19 protein-coding genes are annotated in these 21453 nt (G+C 59.1%); 2 read left to right on the top strand and 17 right to left on the bottom strand.

Going from position 1 to position 21453, the window contains the following annotated elements:
• Positions 1 to 2 precede the first annotated feature (2 nt).
• Genes tagF through tssJ form a run of 5 tightly spaced genes read right to left on the bottom strand, consistent with a single transcriptional unit; the run spans position 3 to position 7464 of the window.
• Positions 3 to 746: a type VI secretion system-associated protein TagF gene (gene tagF, locus ACFPDR_RS01175; RefSeq protein WP_268379591.1), complete on the bottom strand. Its 744-nt coding sequence runs from the start codon at positions 744 to 746 to the stop codon at positions 3 to 5.
• A gap of 1 nt (position 747) precedes the next feature.
• Entirely contained in the window at positions 748 to 4347 is a 3600-nt protein-coding gene (tssM, locus tag ACFPDR_RS01170) for a type VI secretion system membrane subunit TssM (RefSeq protein WP_268379589.1), read from the bottom strand.
• Entirely contained in the window at positions 4344 to 5600 is a 1257-nt protein-coding gene (locus ACFPDR_RS01165; protein ID WP_115634530.1) for a DotU family type VI secretion system protein, read from the bottom strand. The genes tssM and ACFPDR_RS01165 overlap by 4 nt, the downstream gene beginning before the upstream one ends.
• Positions 5601 to 5614: 14 nt before the next feature.
• The gene (gene tssK, locus ACFPDR_RS01160; protein WP_257112596.1) at positions 5615 to 6937 is read right to left on the bottom strand and encodes a type VI secretion system baseplate subunit TssK; all 1323 of its coding nucleotides are present in this window, start codon (positions 6935 to 6937) and stop codon (positions 5615 to 5617) included.
• 23 nt (positions 6938 to 6960) lie between these two features.
• Positions 6961 to 7464, bottom strand: coding sequence for a type VI secretion system lipoprotein TssJ (tssJ, locus tag ACFPDR_RS01155; RefSeq protein WP_247966309.1), 504 nt, complete (start codon positions 7462 to 7464; stop codon positions 6961 to 6963).
• A gap of 186 nt (positions 7465 to 7650) precedes the next feature.
• On the opposite strand from tssJ, the gene ACFPDR_RS01150 reads away from it, so the two are divergent.
• Positions 7651 to 8040 carry a TssQ family T6SS-associated lipoprotein gene (locus ACFPDR_RS01150; RefSeq protein WP_026483661.1) on the top strand — a complete coding sequence of 130 codons (390 nt, stop codon included), beginning with the start codon at positions 7651 to 7653 and terminating at the stop codon, positions 8038 to 8040.
• Entirely contained in the window at positions 8037 to 8618 is a 582-nt protein-coding gene (locus ACFPDR_RS01145; protein ID WP_376910232.1) for an FHA domain-containing protein, read from the top strand. Before ACFPDR_RS01150 ends, ACFPDR_RS01145 begins: the two co-directional genes overlap by 4 nt.
• A 3-nt stretch (positions 8619 to 8621) precedes the next feature.
• Here ACFPDR_RS01145 and tssG read toward each other — a convergent pair whose 3' ends face one another.
• From tssG to ACFPDR_RS01085, 12 genes are all read right to left on the bottom strand, one after another.
• Positions 8622 to 9665 carry a type VI secretion system baseplate subunit TssG gene (gene tssG / locus ACFPDR_RS01140; protein WP_251196674.1) on the bottom strand — a complete coding sequence of 348 codons (1044 nt, stop codon included), beginning with the start codon at positions 9663 to 9665 and terminating at the stop codon, positions 8622 to 8624.
• Positions 9662 to 11548, bottom strand: a complete 1887-nt coding sequence (gene tssF, locus ACFPDR_RS01135; protein ID WP_376910229.1) for a type VI secretion system baseplate subunit TssF — start codon at positions 11546 to 11548, stop codon at positions 9662 to 9664. Before tssF ends, tssG begins: the two co-directional genes overlap by 4 nt.
• A complete protein-coding gene (gene tssE, locus ACFPDR_RS01130) occupies positions 11545 to 12087 on the bottom strand; it encodes a type VI secretion system baseplate subunit TssE (RefSeq protein WP_021447237.1) in 543 nt (180 codons plus the stop codon). Before tssE ends, tssF begins: the two co-directional genes overlap by 4 nt.
• A 29-nt stretch (positions 12088 to 12116) precedes the next feature.
• A complete protein-coding gene (locus ACFPDR_RS01125; protein ID WP_035270090.1) occupies positions 12117 to 12599 on the bottom strand; it encodes an Hcp family type VI secretion system effector in 483 nt (160 codons plus the stop codon).
• Between the two features lie 50 nt (positions 12600 to 12649).
• The gene (tssC, locus tag ACFPDR_RS01120) at positions 12650 to 14143 is read right to left on the bottom strand and encodes a type VI secretion system contractile sheath large subunit (RefSeq protein ID WP_009455530.1); all 1494 of its coding nucleotides are present in this window, start codon (positions 14141 to 14143) and stop codon (positions 12650 to 12652) included.
• A 12-nt stretch (positions 14144 to 14155) separates the two neighbouring features.
• The gene (gene tssB / locus ACFPDR_RS01115) at positions 14156 to 14713 is read right to left on the bottom strand and encodes a type VI secretion system contractile sheath small subunit (RefSeq protein WP_088451872.1); all 558 of its coding nucleotides are present in this window, start codon (positions 14711 to 14713) and stop codon (positions 14156 to 14158) included.
• Positions 14714 to 14740: 27 nt separating this feature from the next.
• Entirely contained in the window at positions 14741 to 15811 is a 1071-nt protein-coding gene (tssA, locus tag ACFPDR_RS01110) for a type VI secretion system protein TssA (protein ID WP_376910226.1), read from the bottom strand.
• Positions 15812 to 15992: 181 nt separating this feature from the next.
• Positions 15993 to 16445: a hypothetical protein gene (locus tag ACFPDR_RS01105; RefSeq protein WP_009455524.1), complete on the bottom strand. Its 453-nt coding sequence runs from the start codon at positions 16443 to 16445 to the stop codon at positions 15993 to 15995.
• Entirely contained in the window at positions 16442 to 17251 is an 810-nt protein-coding gene (locus tag ACFPDR_RS01100) for a DUF4150 domain-containing protein (RefSeq protein ID WP_376910224.1), read from the bottom strand. Before ACFPDR_RS01100 ends, ACFPDR_RS01105 begins: the two co-directional genes overlap by 4 nt.
• Positions 17252 to 17260: 9 nt before the next feature.
• Positions 17261 to 18322 carry a pentapeptide repeat-containing protein gene (locus ACFPDR_RS01095; protein ID WP_376910222.1) on the bottom strand — a complete coding sequence of 354 codons (1062 nt, stop codon included), beginning with the start codon at positions 18320 to 18322 and terminating at the stop codon, positions 17261 to 17263.
• The gene (locus ACFPDR_RS01090; RefSeq protein WP_376910221.1) at positions 18322 to 20844 is read right to left on the bottom strand and encodes a DUF2169 family type VI secretion system accessory protein; all 2523 of its coding nucleotides are present in this window, start codon (positions 20842 to 20844) and stop codon (positions 18322 to 18324) included. Before ACFPDR_RS01090 ends, ACFPDR_RS01095 begins: the two co-directional genes overlap by 1 nt.
• A gap of 119 nt (positions 20845 to 20963) precedes the next feature.
• Positions 20964 to 21452, bottom strand: a complete 489-nt coding sequence (locus tag ACFPDR_RS01085) for a hypothetical protein (protein ID WP_376910220.1) — start codon at positions 21450 to 21452, stop codon at positions 20964 to 20966.
• Position 21453: the final 1 nt, after the last annotated feature.

Genomic DNA, 21453 nt, shown 5'->3' with positions numbered 1-21453 from the left:
TCTCACCATGGTTGATAGGCGCGGTTTGCTGCATCTGCCGCTGCTGCTGACACGAACAAGCGCCGAAACAGAGCCAGACTTAGCTCGCCACTGTGCGTCACGCTGCGCCAGCTAGGATTGTTCATGCCCAGGCACCACCAGTAACTACGGTGGGAGCCGGGCTCCAGACAAGGCTGCAGGACAGCCCACGGGTCTTGTGGCACAGACGGCGCACGAGAGCCATACAAAACATCCAGAATGTCCTGCCCGGCATCACGCTGCTCGGACTGGGCGGCGGCACTCTCCGCCAGCAAACCGGCATAAGGCACGGCACTACACAAAGTCTGATCCAACTGGGTTGCCGCCCAGCAAAACCGCACCCCTTGCTGCAAGGACAGGCCCAATTGCTCAACCATATTGGCCAGTACAGGCAGACGGACACGCCGACATTGCTCGGCATTCAAAGGCACCAAAGCGCACACCAGATACTCGCGCCCAACCCGGTCCTGACTGGGCATAACCGCCCCTGCTTGCACACCCCCATGCGGCAAGGACATCAGAAATCCCCAGGCATGGACGGGCGAGCTGGGCATATTGGCTCCAGCCGTCTTGCTGGGCGAACGAATCTGGCTGACACCACTGCTGAACCAGCGCTCCCACGGCAACAAAATCGGCTCGGGCATACGTCTGCGCACAAAGTCCCCCATGGCCGGAATCTTGCCGTACCACATCACCACCGGGCTGGAGTCGAAATCATCCTGGCGCATCTCAATGGCTCCCCGGGCAGCTAAACCCTCTCATCTCCGCCAAACGCCACGGATTCCTGGAGCTATTGGCCACCACATCCACCACAAACTGACGACTCCCCAAAGCAAAAGACAAGCGCTGTGCCCCAGCAGACGCACCCGATACAGGCTGTGCCTTGTCCAGCAATCGCAACAACGCCCAGGCACCTGTCGCCCTCATCCCTGACCCTTCGGATTGTGGCTGTGCCTCCAGACTGACCTGACGCCCCCCGCGCGGCCCCGGCCACTGCACCCCCATGGCGACCTGCGGGCCATGGGCATAACGCAGCACCTGGCCATCCACATCCAGCAGCACTTGCGACAGTTCTGCATCCAGCTGCACTGGCGTGAACGCCATATCAATACGCGGTTGATTACTGCCTGCCGGGAAGAACACATCCCGAATCACAGCCGCACGCTGAAACGCATCCAGATAACGGAAGTTGGCCGCCGCCTGCCCATCTATGCCCGGTTTGAAACGCCAGCGCCCACCTGACATATCCACCTGGTGCATCAGATGCTCTTGAAAAAAGGCATCCATCAAGCCACCCGGCGCAAACATGCGGGCAAAATCGTTAGGTGCGACATCCTGCCTGGATTGAGCGGCGAAGGGATAACGCCCCGCAATCGCACTACGGCAAAACTGACCGATAGTGGCGTTTACCAACTGCCCCAAACTGGCTTGAGTCCGCGACGCGATCTCGGCAGAAGCACCTACCGAAAACTGATCCAGCGCATCACGTAAAGGCCCAGGCAACCGACCTGCCTCTGCCTGCAACTTGGTCAAGACATTGGACTGCGGCGGTGTACCCGCGCTGCGCAGAGCAGCATCCGAGGAGGTCAAAAAAGCATAGAACTCATCCAGCAACTCCAGGGTTCCATCAATAGGCGCTGGTGCCCCGCCACTACTGGAAGCCAGGCGGTGATAAGGCTCGAAGTGCTGATCCACGATGGCCTCTACCTGCTTGGCCTGAGGCTCATTACGACGACTACCCTCCAACCCGACCGGGCCAAACATCTGCTCCAGCGCCTGCCGGGTATCGTCCAGCCGCACTTTGGCTTGTGCCCCCAAGGAGGCCCCCTGCTGCGCATCCTCTCGCAACAGACGAGTTTGCAAAGCCACCTGCTGGACCAACTGCTTCAAGGGAGAATCGGCCATGGACAAGGTGCGGGCCAGCTGAATGTTTTCCAGCAAGCTGCCGCCTTGCAGCAGGCGCAAGTCAGCCAGATACTCATCCCACACACGCACATAATCCAGCAGATACAGACGACGCAGCTCCTGGCTTGCCGCACGACGCGCCGCCTCGGACTGTCCGGCTCCCGTATCCAGCCCCAGAATCCAGCGATCATCCTCACGCATCTGCTGCAACTCGCTGTCGATGCGTGGCTCAACCACGGTCCAGTAACCCTCGTAGGTGTATAGACCGTCTACCCCTTCGGTTAGCGGTTTACCGCTTTCACGCTTGAACACAGAGGCCGCGTACGGCCCGGCCATGCCTGCAACAGACATGGGCATCAGTCCAGGTGTGGCCGCCAGAATGCGGCGCATGCGACTGTATGTGCGTTGCTCCAGGCTGATACGCGCCAGACGCTCCCGGCTTTGTTCAATCAGGGCTTCATTGCGCGGGAAGGGATTGAGCAACAAGCCCGCCTGTGTCACGGCACGAACATGGCTCTCCAGCCTGTCGTATTGCGACTGGGTAAAGCCTGCCGGCAAGTCCTGCTTCAAACTGCCCAGCAGCCAGGTCTGCAAATGGGCCGCGTCATAACGTCGCGTGTCGTACAACATCAGATAGGCGCGAAGGGCCTCGTAGCCGTACTCCAGGTCCTGCGCCTGCTCGCTGCGCAACACGGTTTCGATACGACGCGCCAGCAAGGGGGCCAGCAGTTTTTCTAAGGCGCGTTGATAAACGGTATCGGCAGCGGCCTTCATCTTGTCACCCTGATACAGGCCCATGCGCCGCTCCAAACCGGGCGCATTCAAGGGAAACTGATCGCTTTGCGGCAGCAACGACAACATATCCAGCAAAGGCAGCAAGCCGACCGCCGGGGTGGTATCCAGCACCTGTGTTTGGTCCGCCTGTTGCTGAGCCTGCGGAACACGTCCTTCAACCTGCTCCACATAGCTGCGGTTCAACAGAAAGCTGCGACTCCAGGCCAGCCCCAGTAGCAACACACCCACCACCACCAGACCGTAGACCAGAAAATGACGCAAGCGCACGCGGCGCTCCCAGCGCTCGTCGCGGCCTGCAACACCGGCCTCCTGAAAGATCAGCTCTTTCAGCAGCTGGGTCAGAAAATAGCTGCGGCCCTGACCGGCCACCGGCTGCGCTTGATCCGCCTGCACATCCACTTCCAGATACTCGCGCATGGAGTCCCGCACCTGATCCAGACGCACACCTCCTTGCCGACCACTGGTGAAGTACACGCCGCGCAGCAACAGTGGTGCCTCGAAGCGGGACTGGCTAAACACCTGTTCCAGAAACTCCTCCAGCACCGGCCCCAGGCGAGCAAACTGTTGTGGCAGCAGATAGGCTTCGGCACGCACGCTTTCGTTGGGCTGCTCGGCCATCACGGCCGCCAGACCACGCTCCAGGCGTTGATGCAAGGCCTCATACTCGCGCCCATAGGTATGCGACAAGGAAAATCCCGCTTCGCGCGAGCTTTCATAAGGCAAGGTGAAGCCCCAGACCTGCTCCAGCTCCTGACGATCACAATGGTCGAAATACTCCTGAAAGCCCTGGAGCAAATCCATTTTGGTGACCAGCACATAGATAGGAAACTGAATCCCCAAACGCTCGCGCAATTCGGCCAGGCGCTGGCGCAAGACCTGCGCATGATCGTGACGTTGCGCGGCCGTGCTGGACAACAAATCGGGCACGCTGATGGTCAACAAAGTGCCATTAATCGGCTGCCTGCGGCGATAGCGCTTGAGCAGGCCCAGGAAACCACGCCATTCCTGCTCATCCCCTACCGGATCACTTTCATGCGTGGTGTAGCGTCCTGCAGTATCCAGCAGGACGGCTTCGTCAGTAAACCACCAGTCGCAATTGCGCGTGCCCCCTACACCTCGCAGCGACGTTTTTCCGTAGCGCTCCGACAAGGGAAACTGCAAGCCGGAATTGACCAGCGCCGTGGTTTTGCCCGCTCCGGGTGCCCCGATAAAGACATACCAGGGCAATTGATACACGTACTGGCGCGACAGCAAGGAGCGCAAACGTCCGCCCATATGCGAACCAAAGCGAATCCGCTTGAGCAGTTCGATCGCCTCATCAAACTGGCTTTGCAAAGGATGCGGCGTAGCCGTATTGCTCGATGCTGATGCCTTCTGCGCCGGGCGGCTTAATTGGCCTAGCAACTGCGCGTTCAAGCGGCCTTCACGCCAGCTGCGCCACAACAAGCGCAGCAACCAGAACACCACCACCACAGCCATCGCAATCCAGCGCGACAGCTCGGTTTCCAATGGCCGGGTTTGGCCAATCGCCAACAAAGGCCCCAGCAACCAGATCAGCACCAGCAGGATCAGCACACCCACAAAGGTCCAGACGCTACGGCTAAAGACCAGACTCAAAAGACGTGTCATTGCCCGGCCTCCTTGCTCAAGGGCACGATCGTGATCTCCACCCGTCGGTTCTGTGCCCGACCTTGAGCGGTGCCATTGTCTGCCACAGGCGCAGCATCGGCCCGGCCTTGTGCGCGTACACGTTCCGGCTGACTCAAGCGCTCCTGCAAGACGGCTTTAACCGAATCCGCACGTGCCTGCGAAAGATGGAAATTGGAAGGAAAGCGCACGCTGCGTATGGGGACGTTATCGGTATAGCCATCCACCAGTACCAGGCCCGGTGCAGCTTCAACGGCATCCGCAATACGAGCAATGACAGGGAGCAGCGGCGCACGGATCTGGTCGGCTCCTGAGTCGAACAGACCGTCACCTCGCAAGATAATGACGCTGCGATCGGCCTGATCTCGGACGGTCAGCAGGCCCTCGGCCACCTCGGGGGCCAGCAGCTCTGCCAAGGCCAAGGGTGCCTGCGGCGCAACGCCACTGGACGGTGGTTGGCCCTGTGTCTGCAAGGCCGGCAGGCGCAAAGCCACAATGTCCTCGAAAGCCCGATCAGACTGCCGGTTCAGCAACAGACTGGTACCCAGATACATCAACAAGCACAGCAGCAAGGCCACACAAACGGCCACCCAGATAGGCACAGGCAAAGGCTTGCCAACTTTCTGCGCCGGGTTGTCGCGCCAATGCGGGGACAGAGCGGCTGGCACCGTCTGTCCATACTGGCGCAAGCTCATGTACAGTCGTTGGCGCACGGTTTCCAGCTGGCTGGCGCCCTGCTCATGCACGCGATAGCGGCCTTGAAAACCTAAAGCCAGGCAGAAATACATCAGCTCCAGCAGCTGCAAATGCGCCGCCGGGCTTTGCATCAATTTATCCAGAAGCTGAAAGAACTTCTCCCCGCCCCAGGTCTCGTTGTGAAAAGTGACCAGCAAGGTGTGCGAGGACCAGACTCCGGCCTGCCCCCAAGGGGTGAGCGCAGCCGCCTCGTCCAGGGTCGTACACAGGCAGTAGCGCGCCGCCAAAATGGTTTCATTGGCCACTGGCACGGCCTGAGCGCGCAATTCAAATTGACGGATTTCAGCGACCAGCTTGGCACGCAGACCCGCCGGGTCTGCATGTCGGGCACTGCGGCGTATATCGGACACCATCACCAGCAAAGGGTTGGCGGCCTCCAGCAAGGGATTGGCCCCTTGCGCAACAAAGCGTGGCGCATCCGCCCGCGATCGGCGCTCGTCCGGGACCGGGCCGTTACTCCAGGAAACTGTCTCGTTCATAGCCATGCTCCGGATCAGCGGCGTATCGCCCAAAACTCAAGTTGCAGGCCAGGAAAGTCTCCGGCCAAATGCAGGGCTAATGCGCCGTTCTGCTCCAGCTGACGCCACAGCTCGCCGCCTTTTTCCAGCTCGAAGTAGGTGAATCCTGCGTGATACGGCAAGGCTCGTGGCGCGACAGACAAAGGCTGCAAACCGATGCCCGGCAATTGCAGATGCACCAGATCGCGGATGCGTTCTACCGGCCCCAATTTCACCTGTGCCGCAAAATGCTGCCGCACGGTTTGGGCGGGCAAATCGGCCTGCACGGCCAACACAAAACCCGCTTGTCGCAAGAGCGCACGATCCGCAATCTGGGCCAGACGTACGCCCTGCCCCTTGTCCTCCAGCGCAATCGACACGGCCTGCTGCTCCAGGACCACGGACAGAGCACGGCGCAACTCCAGCACTAGCGGCAAGAAGGACTGGGCCAGATCGTCATGCTGATAGGAAGGCCAGATCAGCGGCTGACGCCCGTCCTGGGTGTAGGTAGCCAAAGCACCATGCAATTCCATCCAGGCCTGATACAGCTCGCAAGGATGTACGTGTATGCGCTGCTCCATGGCCCACAAGACAGCCCGATAGCGATTGACCAGCTCCAGCATCATGAAGTCGGCTACATCGCCCTGCCCGCGCCCTCCCGGCCCCAGACGTTCTGCCAAAGCTTGGGCACGGGCCTGCAGTAAAGCCTGCACATCCGCGCTTAGAGCACTTAGCCGGGCATGGGCCTGAATGGACAAGATAGGGGGAATGAAATCCGGGTCCAACACCAGCGAGCGGTCGGGTCTGCGCTCCAGAATGCGGGCCACGGGCATGGCAACACTGTCTTCATACACCTCGGATTCGGGCAGCAAAACAGGCTGCAAACGCCCCAGTTGCGACAGGCACGGTTCAGGTGACAAACCACTGCTGTCATACAAATCCTGCTCGCTGACCACATAACGCGAACGACGCGAGCTGTGCCCATCAAACTGAATCTCTGCCCGCCCGGCCTGACGACGAGGCAGCACCAGCATCAGACGCTCGGGACGCACCACTTCGGGGGCTGTCCAGGCCACAATCTGAATCGCTCCCGGCCTGCAATCAAAGGGCGTGCCATCCGGCAACAAGCCGTGCGCTTCGCGCAATGCGACACTGCCCATACTCAGGGCCTGTTCGTCCAGACTCAAGGTTTCAAAGCCCCAGCAAAATGGCTGCGCAGCCCGCCTTCCGGCGTGGGCATAGTGCTCCAGATAGCGCTCCATCTGCTGAAAATGCTGAGGCCGTAAAAACAGCCCTTCGGTCCAAATGACTTTATCCATTGAAATAATCCGTTCCACGCCCATCAATCAACGACATGAATGGCGTTCTTGCGTAATTGCAGACTGACCTGGACGGCGTCCGGGGCCGACTGCCAGAACTTGTAGATATTGGTGGTGCGCGACTCGGGCAGCGGCAAGAGGACACGCCACACACTGGCATCCAGCTCGCGATACCCTACGACCACGCCAACAGCAGTGGCTTGCAAATCGCCTGGCCTTTTGAAGGTATGAGTCTGGCCGGGGCGCAGCACGATCTGCTCCACATTGAGCAGATCCGCCTGCAAGGCTTGTTGCGGGTCAGACTGCAAGGCAAAGAAGTCCCGGGATTCAAAGGTGCTGCCCGAGCGCAGCTCGAACACAAACACCTGTACCGGGGAGGGCCGACCCGTGGCATCCGGGTTGAGCTGTTCATCCGCAGTCAGAACAATCTCGTAGGGCACGGCCATGCGACTGGAGGTGGACGCACACGAGGCCAGCAAACCCAGCATCAGCAACGAACACAAACGAAGCAATCGGCAAGCGGTCACGATGTCTCCTTGAATGGCAATGCGCCCCATCTAAAAGCATGAATGCGACAACTTTGTTAAGGACACGGGGTGTTTCGGTGCTTACCCTTGCGCAACAACTCTTACAAAACCGTCCGCGTCATGTCATGTGGCTGTCTTTTTCCTTTCCTAGTCTTGAGGGCAAGTACAACTTTTCTTTTTCCTGCCATGTATTTACCTGCCCGCCTGATCGTTCCGGCTCTGGCCCTTTTACTGACAGCCTGCGCCCAAACCCAGAACAAGCCAGTGGCTGTTTTCAGCCCGGCTGCCGAAGCTGAACTGGAGCAAATACGCTCTGCCTTTAATGAAGGTGACTACAGCACCGTGATCCGGCAAGTGGGCCGCTCCAGCACCCTGCCTGCTGCCGCACCCAATCAATACAGCGAAGCCTTGAAACTGCAGGCCTTCAGCTTTTGCGTGCGCGACTACACTTTTTTGTGTGAAGAGCGTTTCAAGCAGGCACGGGCTGTAGACCCTGGCTTTACCCTGGCCCAGGCCGAGCGCGGTCACCCCACCTGGGGCCCGGTTTATGAAAAAGTGGCAGGAGCACAGCCATGAGCACAGCTGTAGATTGGCGTTTGCAAGCAGAGTCCGGTGGAGCCGCGCGCCCTGTTCCTGAACCCGGTCTGGTCTGCGGTTCCTGGACTCAGGCTGACCTGGTTTTGCCCGATAACAATCAAACGCCGCCCGTGCTGTCTTACCTGCGTCGCCAGCACGATGTGCTGACGATTCAACGAGCCAGCTCAGACGGTCAGGTCGCCGTGAATGGCATCGAATTGGCACTGGCACAGGTCAAGACCTTGCAAAATGGGGATCGCCTGACCTTGGGGGAAATGCACTACCAGGTGGAATCGGGAGTCAGCCCCGTCACACAGGATGAAACGCCTTTGGCAGCTGCGCCGGCGGCCGATCCTTTCGCAGATCTGCATGTTCCCGGCATGGTCCCGGTCGGTGGTCCCATGCCTGCGCCCTCGGACAAGCACCCCTTCGATACAGCAGCCAAACCAGCCAGCTCACCCAGCACCACTCCGGCAGCCAGTTGGCAGCCAGAGTTGGGTCGCGCCCCGGAGTGGGTCAGCACCTTGTCCGACAAGGAAAACGAGTTCGATCTTTTGCAGGGAATGCGTCAGGCCTAGGCCTTAGCTGCGCGGATCTTGCCAATCTGGACGGCTGTCCAGAAACAGGCACAGATCCGCTCTGTCCTGCGTGCCGGGCGAGCCCAGCCAGGTTTCCTGGCCCAGGCCCAAGCCCGCCCCCAAACCCAGATCAGGCTGTTCGCTGGCTTGCAGCACCAGTTGCAACTGAACCGACCACTCCAAGCCCAGATACAAAGCCAGGCAATAGCGCAATTGCCGCCAGGCCGGACGACCTGGCAAGAAGCGGCCATAGTCCTGCCGACTCAAAGGGCCAATCCGTATTCGTATGGTTTGCTGCACATCCAGAATACGTGCACCCAGAACGGAATTCTTCCCAAGCCCCGAACAACTGCGACCCAGGCTAACCTGGGTTTGATCATCCAGCGCTACCCAAACCGGCACGTTCTGCTGAATGCTGACGGGCAGTTGGAAATAGCTGGCTAGAAGCGATTGCAAAGCAGGCGCGCTACGGGTTTGAGACGCCAGCGCGGGTGCCTGAAAATGGACCGCATGGTCGCTCATGGGAGCCGATTCGCTCGGGCTCCCGACTCCGGCCAAGCTGGCCAGCCAGCGCGTAAAACCATCCTGATCATGTTCCAGATCACAAACCGCTTGCGCTTGTGCCCAGGCTCTGAAAAACAGTAAAAACAGACGGTGGTGAAACTGGTCCAGAAAGGCCACACCAGCACGGTCACCAAAGTTGCGACTACGCTGAAAAAAGTACTCCGTCATGTGCAGCGGCAAAGGGCCATTGGGCCCCCACAAACCAAAGCCCTGCACATCCAGATGCAGTTGTTCATCGTCCCAACGAGCGGTTTGCACACTGGAGGCCGCAAAAGCCAAACTAGGCGGCTGGCCTACCCGCACATTTTCTTGGCGAGGCGTAGGCGCGGTTCCCAAACGAGGTTGGCCCTGGGCGGCTTGCAAGGCATCGACGGCCCGCAAAACCCGAAACAGATCATGGCCATAAGGCCATTGCTGAATGATCCGGCCCAGCTCTTCCAAAGAAGCCTGGGGCTTTAGCTGTTCCTGCTCGGCCCGGTTCACAGCACCGCCCGCGTACCTGCTTGCGGCCCCCACGCTCCCAGTTCCACCCCTGTCTCGGAACGAAACTGGGTAGAGACAAAACTGTTCAGGCTGACATGACGGGCCAGATAACGACTGAGCACGGCGGCCAGAACAAAAGGACGGCCACCGGGAAAACCGCTTTGGTCCAGCGTGACCTCAAAATGCACGCCACGCGCCATCACCAAGGGTCCTGGCACCGGCATGGCCCTCTGCACAGGCCGCGCCTGCACCGCCACAATGGAAGCCAACTGACGCAAGGCACCGGCATCCGCGCTGTCCACATGCGGGGCCAGCAAGGCACGCCAGCGTCCTGCTGCCTGCTTAGGGTCGGACTGGGCCACACCCAACTGGGCCAGACTCATCTGTGAAATCAAATCCCAGGCCTGACGGCCGCCGGTTGATGCAGGTCGAGGACGGGTCAAACCACCCAATAAACTGACACCAGCTACGGGCGCCGAGACTTGCAGGCTGAAGTCAGACTCGGGCGAGCGCGGCAGCAGCAAGGGCAAATCACGGTTGCTGCACCAGGCTGTGACACTGATCTGATTCATGCCGAAAAACTCGGACTGCTCGTGCTGATTCACCAGCGATAAATACACTTCGCTACCGCCATAACTGCTGCGGCCACCCCAGCGTTTCTGGGTATCAGACACGACACGCGGTTCGCGTCGCACAGTGTAGTAACTGCCATAGCGTCCTGCATCCTGCGCCGTGCTGGCATACAAGGGGCGAAACAGCACATCGTCTGTTCCCTGTCGGCCATGTCCTTGCACTTGCTCCATCAAGCAAACTTCAAAGTCCATGGGACGCGTTCTGTCCATGACCACATGATGATCTGTTGCCTGAGGGCGCAAGGCCATGCGTTCACTGCGTCGACGAAATAAATTCACGACCGGTGTGCAATACAAACGCACATGGCCAGGGCCAACGCGTGCCGCCAGATCGGGCCAAGCCTGCTTAAGGACAATATGCAGGCTCCAGCGGCGGCTTTTTCGCTCCTGCGCACGTCCTCTGGCGATAGCTGCTTGCAGACCACGCAGCCGTACAAAAGCAAAACGGCCCGGCAAGGCGAAATACTCCCGCAGCAAGCGATGGCCGGAGAACTCGTGAGACACCATGGGCAAGATGGCTTGATCATCTTCCAGGCCATCGTGTTTCAGACAATCAGACGTAGCCAGAAATTGTGGGGCCTCGTCCTCCATTTGGATGAACACCCCCAACGCCTGCCGCAGCAAGGCATCCAGCAGCAAGCTGCTGTCAGATTCCGGGCCGTCCAGATGCAGGCTAAGCTCATCCAGAGCCAGCTCCTCCAGTGTCAAACCGCCATGCACCGTGAAGTCCAGTTTCAAAGCCGAACGGGCTTGTGCGGCCTGTCGGCTACCTAAAGCCGCCAGAGGCAGATCAGCCGCCACATCCCCTAAACGTACCTGCGACAAGCTCATGGGCCACAAGTCCACGGCATGGCAAGTAGAAAACTCGCAGGCGGTTTGTTCTCCGGCCGGAATACGGGAGCGCAAGGCGGTGTGGCGCGGCATGGTAAAGCCTTTGGCCAGAGCACCTTCGCTCATGCTGGGACGAAACTGCACCAGTCCCATACTGGGGGTGGGCATCAACCAGGAAGGTTGAATCACATCCAGCAATTGCTGGCTTAGACGGGGGAATTCCGCGTCCATCTTCATCTGAATGCGAGCCGTCAGAAAGCTGAATCCTTCCAGCAGACGCTCGACATAGGGGTCAGCCACCGCCGTATCGTGCACACCCAGACGGGCCGCCACTTTGGGGTAGGCTTGCGCAAATTCGGCTCCCAGCTCGCGCAGGTAAGCCAATTCACGGTTGTAGTAATGCAGCAGCTCCGGATTCATCCCGACGCGTAACTCTCTTCAAGGTCCAACTGCCCGCTTTCCAGATCAATACTGGTGCGCAGCAAGAATTCCTGCGGATACGGCTCGCACCAGACATGGCCCTGAATACGCAAGCTCAAGACGTTATGCAAATCGCGCTGAGCCCTGTGATCCAGACAATGCACCTGCAAGGTATCGGGCAGAATACGCGGCTCGAAATGCAGGATGGCGGTACGCAGCGCTTCTTCCACATCCAGCCACTCCACCTCGCTCATGGTCTTGCCCGCCAGCGGGCTCATGCCGTAGTTCAGGCAGGAGCGGCGCACATGAGCCAAGGCCTGCATCAAGGGGGTGGCCCCCTGATTGGGCGTGTTGAGCAAATGACCCAGATCGCGCAATACCGCCTGACGCATCTGGTACTGGCTCATGGGCTGAGGAGGCTCCCAGGTTTGATCGGGCCGCTCGTCGGTCAGCCTGTCCAGCAGACAAGGTTGCAAGCGATCCGCCTGACCGCGCATCAGCGCGGCCCCGCGGCGTCCCGGTAAGCGAAAGCGGTCCATAGCGGCCCTGCCTGAAAACCCAAGCCCGATCAGGCTTCTTTGTTCTGCTTGATGTCCCAGGCCACCAGCGTTTCAGCACCTTTGCTGCCGCGGTCGGACTGTTCCCAGTACTGCTGTTTGACGCGTGCGGCCTGGAAGGAGTAATTGACCATTACGCTTTCCACATCGCGCTCGGCATTGAGCTGAACCGAAGTCACCAGCACTTCTTCCAGGGTGATTTTGGAGTATTCCACCTGCTCGCCACCGGCCTTGCACACCGACAGCTCCACCTTGCCCAGGTGCTTGCCGCTGGCGCAGTGCTTCATCACGGCAGGCGCAGCCTTGTCGATGCGGGCGACCACATGCAGATCGTTGAAATTGGCCTTGCCCTGGCCACCGCCACCGCCCGAGCTCATGCTACCCGGTTGCGAGGCACCCCACGAAAAGGACTGGATATCGGTCCAATCCTTGTGGTTGGAGTCTTTGGATTCGCCATTGGCGCCTTCAATTTTCATGAACATATCAACAGACACGCTTTTCTCCTTGGAGGTCGAATAAGGCCATCAAAAGGCCAGGGTGGGAATCAGTTCTGCTCGCCTTTCAGTGACGGCAAGCGGGACACCAGGCGCAGGGAAACCGTCAGGCCTTCCAGCTGGTAGTGCGGGCGCAAGAAGAACTTGGCAGCGTAATAACCGGGGTTGTCCGGCACTTCCTGCACCGAGACTTCGGCGGCGGCCAGCGGTTTGCGTGCCTTGGTTTCCTGCGAAGAGTTGGTCGGGTCGCCGTCCACGTAATTCATGATCCAGCTGTTTAGCCAACGCTCCATATCGTCGCGCTCGCGAAAGGAACCGATCTTGTCGCGCACAATGCACTTCAGGTAATGCGCGAAACGGCAGCAGGCAAACAGATACGGCAAGCGCGCAGCCAAACGGGCATTGGCGGTAGCGTCTGCGTCGTAGTACTCCTGGGGCTTCTGCAAGGACTGGGCGCCGATAAAGGCCGCAAAATCGGAGTTTTTGCGGTGTACCAAGGGCATGAATCCGTTCTTGGCCAGCTCGGCCTCGCGGCGGTCGCTGATGGCAATTTCCGTGGGGCATTTGATGTCCACACCGCCATCGTCCGTGGGGAAGGTATGGCAAGGCAGGTTCTCGACCGCACCGCCCGACTCCACTCCGCGAATTGCCGTGCACCAGCCAAAATGCTTGAAGGATCGGTTGATATTGACCGCCATGGCGTAGGCCGAGTTGGCCCAGGTGTAGCGGTCATGGCTGGCTCCGTCGGTGTCTTCCTCGAAGTCGAACTCATCAACCGGGTTGGTACGTGCGCCATAGGGCAAGCGCGCCAGAAAACGCGGCATGGCCAGGCCCAGATAACGGGCATCATCAGATTCGCGCAGGCTTTGCCAGGCGGCGTACTCGGTATTGGAAAAAATCTTGGTCAGATCACGCGGATTGGCCAACTCCTGCCAGGATTCCATCTGCATCACGGACGGCGCAGCACCGGCGATAAAGGGGCTATGCGCGGCAGCGCCGATACGAGCCAGCTCACCCAGCATTTCCACATCAGGCGGGCTGTGGTCGAAGTGATAATCCCCCACCAGGCAACCAAAGGGTTCGCCACCAAACTGGCCGTATTCCTGTTCGTACACTTTCTTGAACAAGGGGCTTTGATCCCAAGCCACGCCTTTGTAGCGCTTCAGGTTGCGCGCCAATTCCTTCTTGGTGGCAGGCATCACACGGATACGCAGCAGCTCATCAGTTTCGGTATTGCTGACCAGATGGTGCAGGCCACGCCATGCTCCTTCCAGGCGCTGAAATTCGGGGTGATGCAGGATGTGATTGATCTGCTCGGTCATCTTCTGATCGATCTGGGCAATCACTGCCTGAATGGTTTGATAAGCGTCGTCGCTCAAGGTCACGGACTGGTCCAACGCCTGCTCGGCCAGCGTGGTGACGGCAAATTCAACCGCCTGCTGGGCCTGCTCGGTTTTGGGGCGAAACTCCTGCTGCAACAGGCTGGACAGTTCATCCAATTGGGCCGTATCGCGAGTTGCGGTCAAGGTCTGGGTGGAAGTCATGGGGCGGGCTCCTTATGCTTTGGGCTCGTTGTCCTGATCGGACTGAGACTCGTCCATCGTCAGGGCCTGGGGCGGGCGGCCAGCCAGGGCGCGCAAGAGTTCGGGCTGCTGCAGGAGACGGGACAAGAGTTCTTCCGCCCCGCTTTTGCCATCCATATAAGTCAGCAAATTCGCCAGCTGTGTACGAGCTTCCAGCAGGCGGGCCAGAGGTTCGATCTGACGGGCCAGTTCAGCCGGGGAAAAGCTGTCCATGGAGTCAAAAGACACTTCCACACCCAGCACGCCATCGCCCTTCAGGCTGTTGGGAACCTGCATGTTCAGCTTGGGTGCGATGGACTTCATGCGGTCATCGAAGTTGTCCACGTCGATTTCCATAAACTTGCGCTCGCCCAGCTCCGGCTGGCTCTCCGTGTTGTGCCCGGCCAGATCCGCCAGCACACCCATCACGAAAGGCAGTTGCACACGATGCTCGGCGCCGTACAGTTCAACGTCGTACTCAATTTGCACACGCGGAGCCCGATTGCGCCCAAGGAATTTCTGGCCGCTGCCAGAATTGGATTTCACAGACATCAGGTCTTCTCCAGTTGATTTATGGAATTAAGAAGCGGCAGAGGCCGCTTCGGATCGAGGCATGAAAACCTGGATCTGATCCCAGGCGGCGGGTGCCAGATCACGAATCAGCTCGTGAAAACCCATGGGCACCAGTTGCTGGGCACGACGCAGCAGCAAAGGGGCAGGATGGCTGGGTTCGTGCTGTTCGAAATACGCCACCAGCTTGTCCAGCAACAACACCACCTCTTCGCGGGATGAAACATGCAGGTTTTGCCAACTCGCCAAGCCCATCACCGGGGGTACCTGATGAGCAGGTTGCGGGAGCACAGGAATGGTGGGGTCGCTTGCCTGCACAGGCTCGGGAGCGGAAGGGACAGATAGTGAGGTTGCCGCGTCCAGCACTGCGCAGGCGGCTTCCACGGTGTCCCAGGCTCCGTCCAGACGCACGGACCACTCGGCATCCAGATGACGATGCACCAGGGCCTCCAGCTCCTGGCGGAACTGACGCAAACGACTCAAGGCCACGGTCTGACTTTGGCCGGCGGCAAAGGCACGGCGCAACTCTTCGACCAGACGGTCACGACCCGGCAGGCCGCTATCTTTCTGGCTACCATCCAGCACATAGCCGACTTCACGTAAATTCAGTTGACGATGCCCCAGGCTGACCACAGGAGCCTCACGCATCAGGCGACCCAGACCATCAATAGCCGACAGCCCGGCCAGCGCATTGACGCGCGGCAAGGGGTCCAGCTCGCCATCGTCGTGCAGACGCGGATGAACGTGCTCCCAGCCTTGTTGCAGGGCGCTCAACAGCCAGTCGCACACCTCCACCAAGGCGGGCAATCCACCTGTCTGCAATCTCGCCTGGGCCAGTACCACCAGCAAGCGAATATCTGCCGAGCGGTCCAGCAAGTCCTGCACCAAGCGCACGATGCGCGTCCAGTCCGGAACCTGAGCCGGGATAATGGTTTGGCCAAACTGCTGCTCGCCCTGTACTTGCAAAGCCTGCATCAAGGCCAGAAAGTCTGCCTCGTATTCCAGGTTCTCGCCGTAGTGGGCGTTTTCGGGAGCCAAAATCCAGGCTGGCTGCCACTGCTCCTGTATTCCTTCGACCATAGCTGTCGTCTCGGATAACTGATCACGGAGCCAGTCTAGGAACTGAAGGTGACACCTTTTTGACGAAAATTTTTCCTTACTTATTTTGCAAAATGGATGTATTTACGCTCTTTTTGAAGCAAATAAAGAAAAAGCGCCACCCGCAGGCAGCGCTTTTCAAAGGAAAAAAATTGGCGAGAAGCTAGTCGTCCAACCCCTGCTCCTGTCGCCAGTGCTGGTAGCGTTGCTCCAGAACCGGCCGCAAGGTTTCGTAGCTGTCCCAATCGTCAGGCACGTGATAGATGGATGGCAAAACCTCGTCGTCCAGCGTATCCACGTAATCATCCAGATACAGCTCGTCGTAGTAAAAATCGCTAAAGGCTTTGCCCTGCTCGGACATGTCTTCGCTGACCAGCACATCGTCGCAACACTCTTGCAGCAGTTGCGAGCCTTTGATCATGTGATCACGGCACTGGCGCACCTCGTTGGGGTAGCGGTCCATAAAAGCATTGGCCAGCAGGCCTTTTTCCACCAGCCAGGCCAGATACATGCCGATGTGCGTGCGACCACCTTGCGGGCCCAGATCAGAGGGGTAGTCCCCGCCCACATGCCAGTCCACAGCGTCATATTTAACGGGATCAGTGTGCGTTTTCAATGTCGTACCTCCGTAGGTATGCGTATGTTCTTGGGAAGTGGCTGCTTGGGTGCATTCTTGCCAATCAACTCTGCGCCCTTGCTCTCCATTGCCTTGTCCTTGGCCTTCTGGGTTGCGGAGCGGCGCGCTCCCCCGCTCTTGACTTCGACCGCCCGGATTTTGCCCGTGTTCTTGTCCTTGATCAGTACATCGATCACACGGCGGGTCAATGGGGTTTTTGCAGACACCTGCGTGCCCATGACCTCGTGGCCTTCCTGCTTCAGCTCGGCCTCGACCTCACGCTCTCGCTGCGCACCCCGACGCCGGTTGCGTTTCAGCTGTGCCCGCTTGGCTTCGCGTGCCGCTGCCTTGCGTGCCGCATCCGGCCCACTGCCCGACACACCCTTGCCGCCTTTACCGGCGCCGCCCCCGGCACCACCGCCACCTAGCAACAGCACTTTGAACTGGCTGGGCACTACCCGCATGCCCACCGTATTCACCGTGTTCTGCATGCTCAAGCTAGTCAGACGGGTCGCCGGGATTCCCTTCCACAGCACATTAGGTACGCAGGTAATGGAGCGCGAGCGCGACATCACGGTTTGCGAGATCAAGCCCAAAGCCACACCCGGATTGTCACCATTACTCAAGGGTATCGTTGTGAGCAAGTTATGGGCAGGCCCACCCTGCAACAGGATGTTCCAGGCATTGGGAATACCCATCAGGCCCGTCGCAAAATTCGGGTAAGGAATCGGCAACAGAGCCGGTGGTGTCTTACAGATGTCGGGGAAGGCAATATCCATGCCGCCCCGTTGGCAATTGGCAAACATCAGGGCTCCTTATTCAAGATTCATGTGACGCGCGGTCCAGCTCTCAGACTCGTGCAAGGCCGGGTCATTGGGCAGGCAGCCTGCGGCCTGTTCTTGCCCGGCCTTGTCTAGCAGACAGCGATGAAACTGGGTGCGTTCAAAATGCGCGCCATCCCAACGGGCACGGCGGCAATCTGCATACGAGAAATCCGCATAACGCAGCTGGCTATACTCGAAACGGGCCTGCTCCAGCACCGCTTGCGCGAAGTAGGCTTGCTGTAAAAAGGAAGCCCGAAAATCTGCCTCGGGAGCGTGGGCTTGAGCCCACAGACTTTGTGTCAGATCCGCCTCCCGAATCTGCAGTCCTTGAGCCTGTGCCTGAACAAATAAAGCCTGCTTGGCTTGGACCTTGTTCAGCACGGCCTGATTCAAGATGGCAGACTTGAAATTGGTGCCGCAAAGACGAGCGTGGCTTAGATCCGCTTGAGTAAAGTCGGACTCCATCAAGACACTGCCGCTGAAATCCAGCCCCGACAGGTCCATGCCCTGGAAATTGCAGGTTTTGGCCGTCACCCTGTGCCAGCGACTACCGGCCAGAGTGCTGCCCCGCCAATCCATTTCGGTGACCACCACATCTTCCAGACGGGTCGACTGCAAGGACAAGCCCCCTGCGCGGCAGCCAGTCCAAGTGCAGCGCTGCAAAAGAGCTTGGCCGAAGTTGCCCGATTGCAAAATGCATTGCGCCCAGTGAGTGTCGCTCCAGGCTCCGCCTTGCCAGATAGCGCCCTGTAAATCACAGTCCTGCCACATTACCCCCCTGGCCTGGACATGCTTGCAGGACAAGCCGATCAACACGCATTCCATAAAGGCGCAGCCATCCAGCACACTGGCGTCCAGTACTGCTCCGCTCAAGTCACATTGATGAAAGCGGCTACCCGCCAGATTGACACCCAAGGCTTGCACACGCGGCAGGCGGCAAGCGATGAACACCGCTCCTGAATAATCGCCCGGTGGCAAGTACAGATCGCTGAAATCCAGCCCCAGCAAAGGCTCGCCTTGCCGAATGCGCAAACGCAAAGCATGTGCGTCCATCAGACTTGCCCCCCGGCAGGATCGCGACGTGCCGTGCGTAAATACAGATTGCGGCTGCGGGTACGCGCATCCGTTTGCAAACCCATCAAATCAGCGCGGAAGAAGTTCACGGTATCCAGCATCGTGCCTTGAACATTCGCGCCCCCGGCCAGGCTATTGCTCATATCCACCTTGTTCATGATGGCTTGGCTAAAGTCAGTCTCGATCAGAATGCAGTCACTTAGGCGGGCCTGCGTCCATTGCGACCCCTGGAGATTGGCACCGGATAAATCACAGCGAATCAGTTGGGCCTGTTCAAAACAGGATTGCGACAAATCCAGCCCACGCAAATTGCTTTCTTCCAAGCGGGCACCGCGCCAGTCTGACCCCGGCATGTCCACGCCGGACACCACGCTTTGACGCCAGCAGCTGTCACGGCAATCGAGCACACCGTCCAACAGACCCAGCAGCCAGGACGTGTCCTCCAGGCTGGAGCCCCTCAAGGACAGGTCCCGCAGATCACAGTCCAGCCAAGCGCATTGCTGCAACTGGCAATCCAGATAAGACAATTCGGACAAGCGCGAGCGCATCAAATATTGCACGCCACTTAACTGCGAGGTCTCGAAGGTGCAGCGCAGCAAGTCCACATCCAGCCACTCCTGCTCCTGAAGGTTCGTCTGCTGGAACAAGACATCCTGCCAACTGGAGTCGCGCGGCTGCCATCGGGCCGCCTGCACCTGACGAAACTGTACGGATTGCAGTACTGCCGCACTGAAATCCACATCATCCAATTGGGACTGATTGAATTGAACCTGCTCCAATCGCGCCCGCACGAATGTGGCTCCCGAGCAGTCTGCTCCTGCAAACGTGCCTTGCCGTAAAACCGCATCGTTAAAGCAGGTGCCAACACAGCGCACCCCGGAGAAATCGAAGTCCTGCAAATGCAGACCGCTCAAGTCCAGGCCAGACAGATTGCGGGTTCCGGCCAGAATCAACTCCACTCGCCTGCGCAAACGCTGCTGACGCAGATCAGAGGCAGCAGGCGGTGCAGGGGCATAGGTTTGCATCGCACGTCTGGCCTGCTCCATAGGTTTGGATAGCAAGCCGGACACAGGCGCCTGGTCGCTGGCCGCTGCATCCAGCTCGCACAACATGCGCTGTGTATCACGAGCCGTCACACGAGTGCTGGCCTGATCCTGAAAGGGAGATTCACGCTGCAAGTCCTGCACTTTCGCCATGCCCTCTTCCATCTGCTGACGCGCATCCCATTGCTGGCGATTGGCTTGGCGCACTTCCTGCACCCAATCCGTTCGGTCCACATCCAGAGGTTTGGGAGGCCCTGCCTGCGCCAAGGAAAACAGCTCGTTCTGCCAAGCCGGGTGTTCCTGTGCCGCGTCCTGCGCCCAGCGCTCCAGGCGCATCCGCATGGTCAAGGACAAAGGGTCGTCTGCGCTAGTCTGAAAATCATCCAAAGGTGCGCCGCAGTCAGCGGGTAGCAAATCCTGGTCGCGCAAGGCAAATAATCCGGCCTGATCGCCTTCGCTACGCAAGCGCAGCACTTGCTCGTAATGATCCTGGCCACGTGCTTGCCCCAAGGACTCCAGGGCAGGCATTAATAAGTTGACATCTTGCGCCTGCGCGTCCTGAACCGGCACGCTTCCTTGGTACAGCAAAAGCATGTGGCCTAAATCGGGGAAGAACCAGACAGTGGTGTGCCGCAAGTCCAGCTTTTGCAGACCGGGTAGACGACGATCCTGATACCAGCAGATCGCCTCCCACTGCGGCAAGCTGCCACTCCACCGGGGTCGCTGGGTGTGCAGATGGTGTAGTTCCCAAGAACTGTCTGCGGGCCAATGACCTTGCTCACGCCACCACTGGTCCGGTTCAGCAGCATTGAAAAAATGTGGGTCCAGGCTGTCCAGCATCATGCCAGGATCGCCTTGCTGCCAGGCGGGGTCATAACGGCCCGCCAAACGAAAGCGACGTGGTCGCAAAGGCGATACCGGCCCCAAACCCGCTGGACGGCCCTGCTGACCAAAACGGTGCAAACGCCCTTCCCAAGGCTCTACCTGCGGCACGCAAAGCGGTTCGCCCGGACTGGCTGCTTCCATTCCCATGCCGGCGGGATTATCGGGATACTGCGGCCCGCCCCAGCTACGGCTGCCATCCAAAGGCACGCGGGTAAAAGGCTCTCCCTCCCCCGGTCTGCCTTGCCGCCACTGACGTTGCCCAAATACAGCCAGCTGCTTTTCTATCGGGCCGACACGTGCCTGTACTGCCAGTTGGGATACCGGCTCACCACCAGGAGCGCAGGCATGGCCAGAGACCAGAAACTCTGCACAAGGTTTGGGCAAGGCCAGATCCAGCACATCGTCGTCCTGCATCAGGCCGGATACGCTTTGCCACATACGTGCATCGGTGCTCAAGACATGCGGGGCATCCATGGAGCACCAGGCCTGTACCGACACGCTTAGCGCGTGTTGTCCGCGCCAGCTCCAGGGGCGTGCCAAAACACCCAAGCGCAAGGGCTTTACGATGCGCATGGGACTTGTCCTTTGGGAGAGCACGAGCAGGACTGACTTGGAGCAGGAGCACTGCCTGACTGCTCCGGACCCGCGTGTGCGTCATCCCCGATCAACTGCGAAGCCAGCGCCACCATCAATCAATCCCCATAGGAGTTGGCGGCGGGTTTCAGCTGCAAGGTCACCTGTTCACGGTTCAGAGCACACAGCTGAGCATTGGCCGGATCGCACAGTACGCTGACCCAATTACCCGGCTTGAATCGCTTGCTCAGTTCGGGCTGCACCAGCACATCCACATGGGTTTTCTGGCCATCCACGTCCAGACCCAGGCGCATTAGCGGATAAGCAGATTTGAAGACCTCTGGCAACAGCTCATCCTGAGATACGATCACGGCCTGTTGCGGTACGACCTCGGCACGATGCAGGCGCTGATACAAGCGTTCCTCAGGACGAGCACGCCAATAGCGCGTAAAACCCCTATACCCAGCCACAAAACCACCCACTGCGATCAACATGGGCAAGATGACCAGATAAGGCAGCCAATCCCTCCACTCCAGAGCAATACCAATCGAAATCATGATGGCTCCCATCAAAGCGCTGAAAGCCATCCACATAATCTGTCCCAGCATC

The organism is Alcaligenes sp. GCM10023179 (assembly GCF_042653705.1).
Lineage (GTDB): Bacteria > Pseudomonadota > Gammaproteobacteria > Burkholderiales > Burkholderiaceae_B > Alcaligenes > Alcaligenes phenolicus.
Note: the sequence above shows the minus strand (reverse complement) of the source record. Positions and strands in the feature narration are given on the sequence as shown.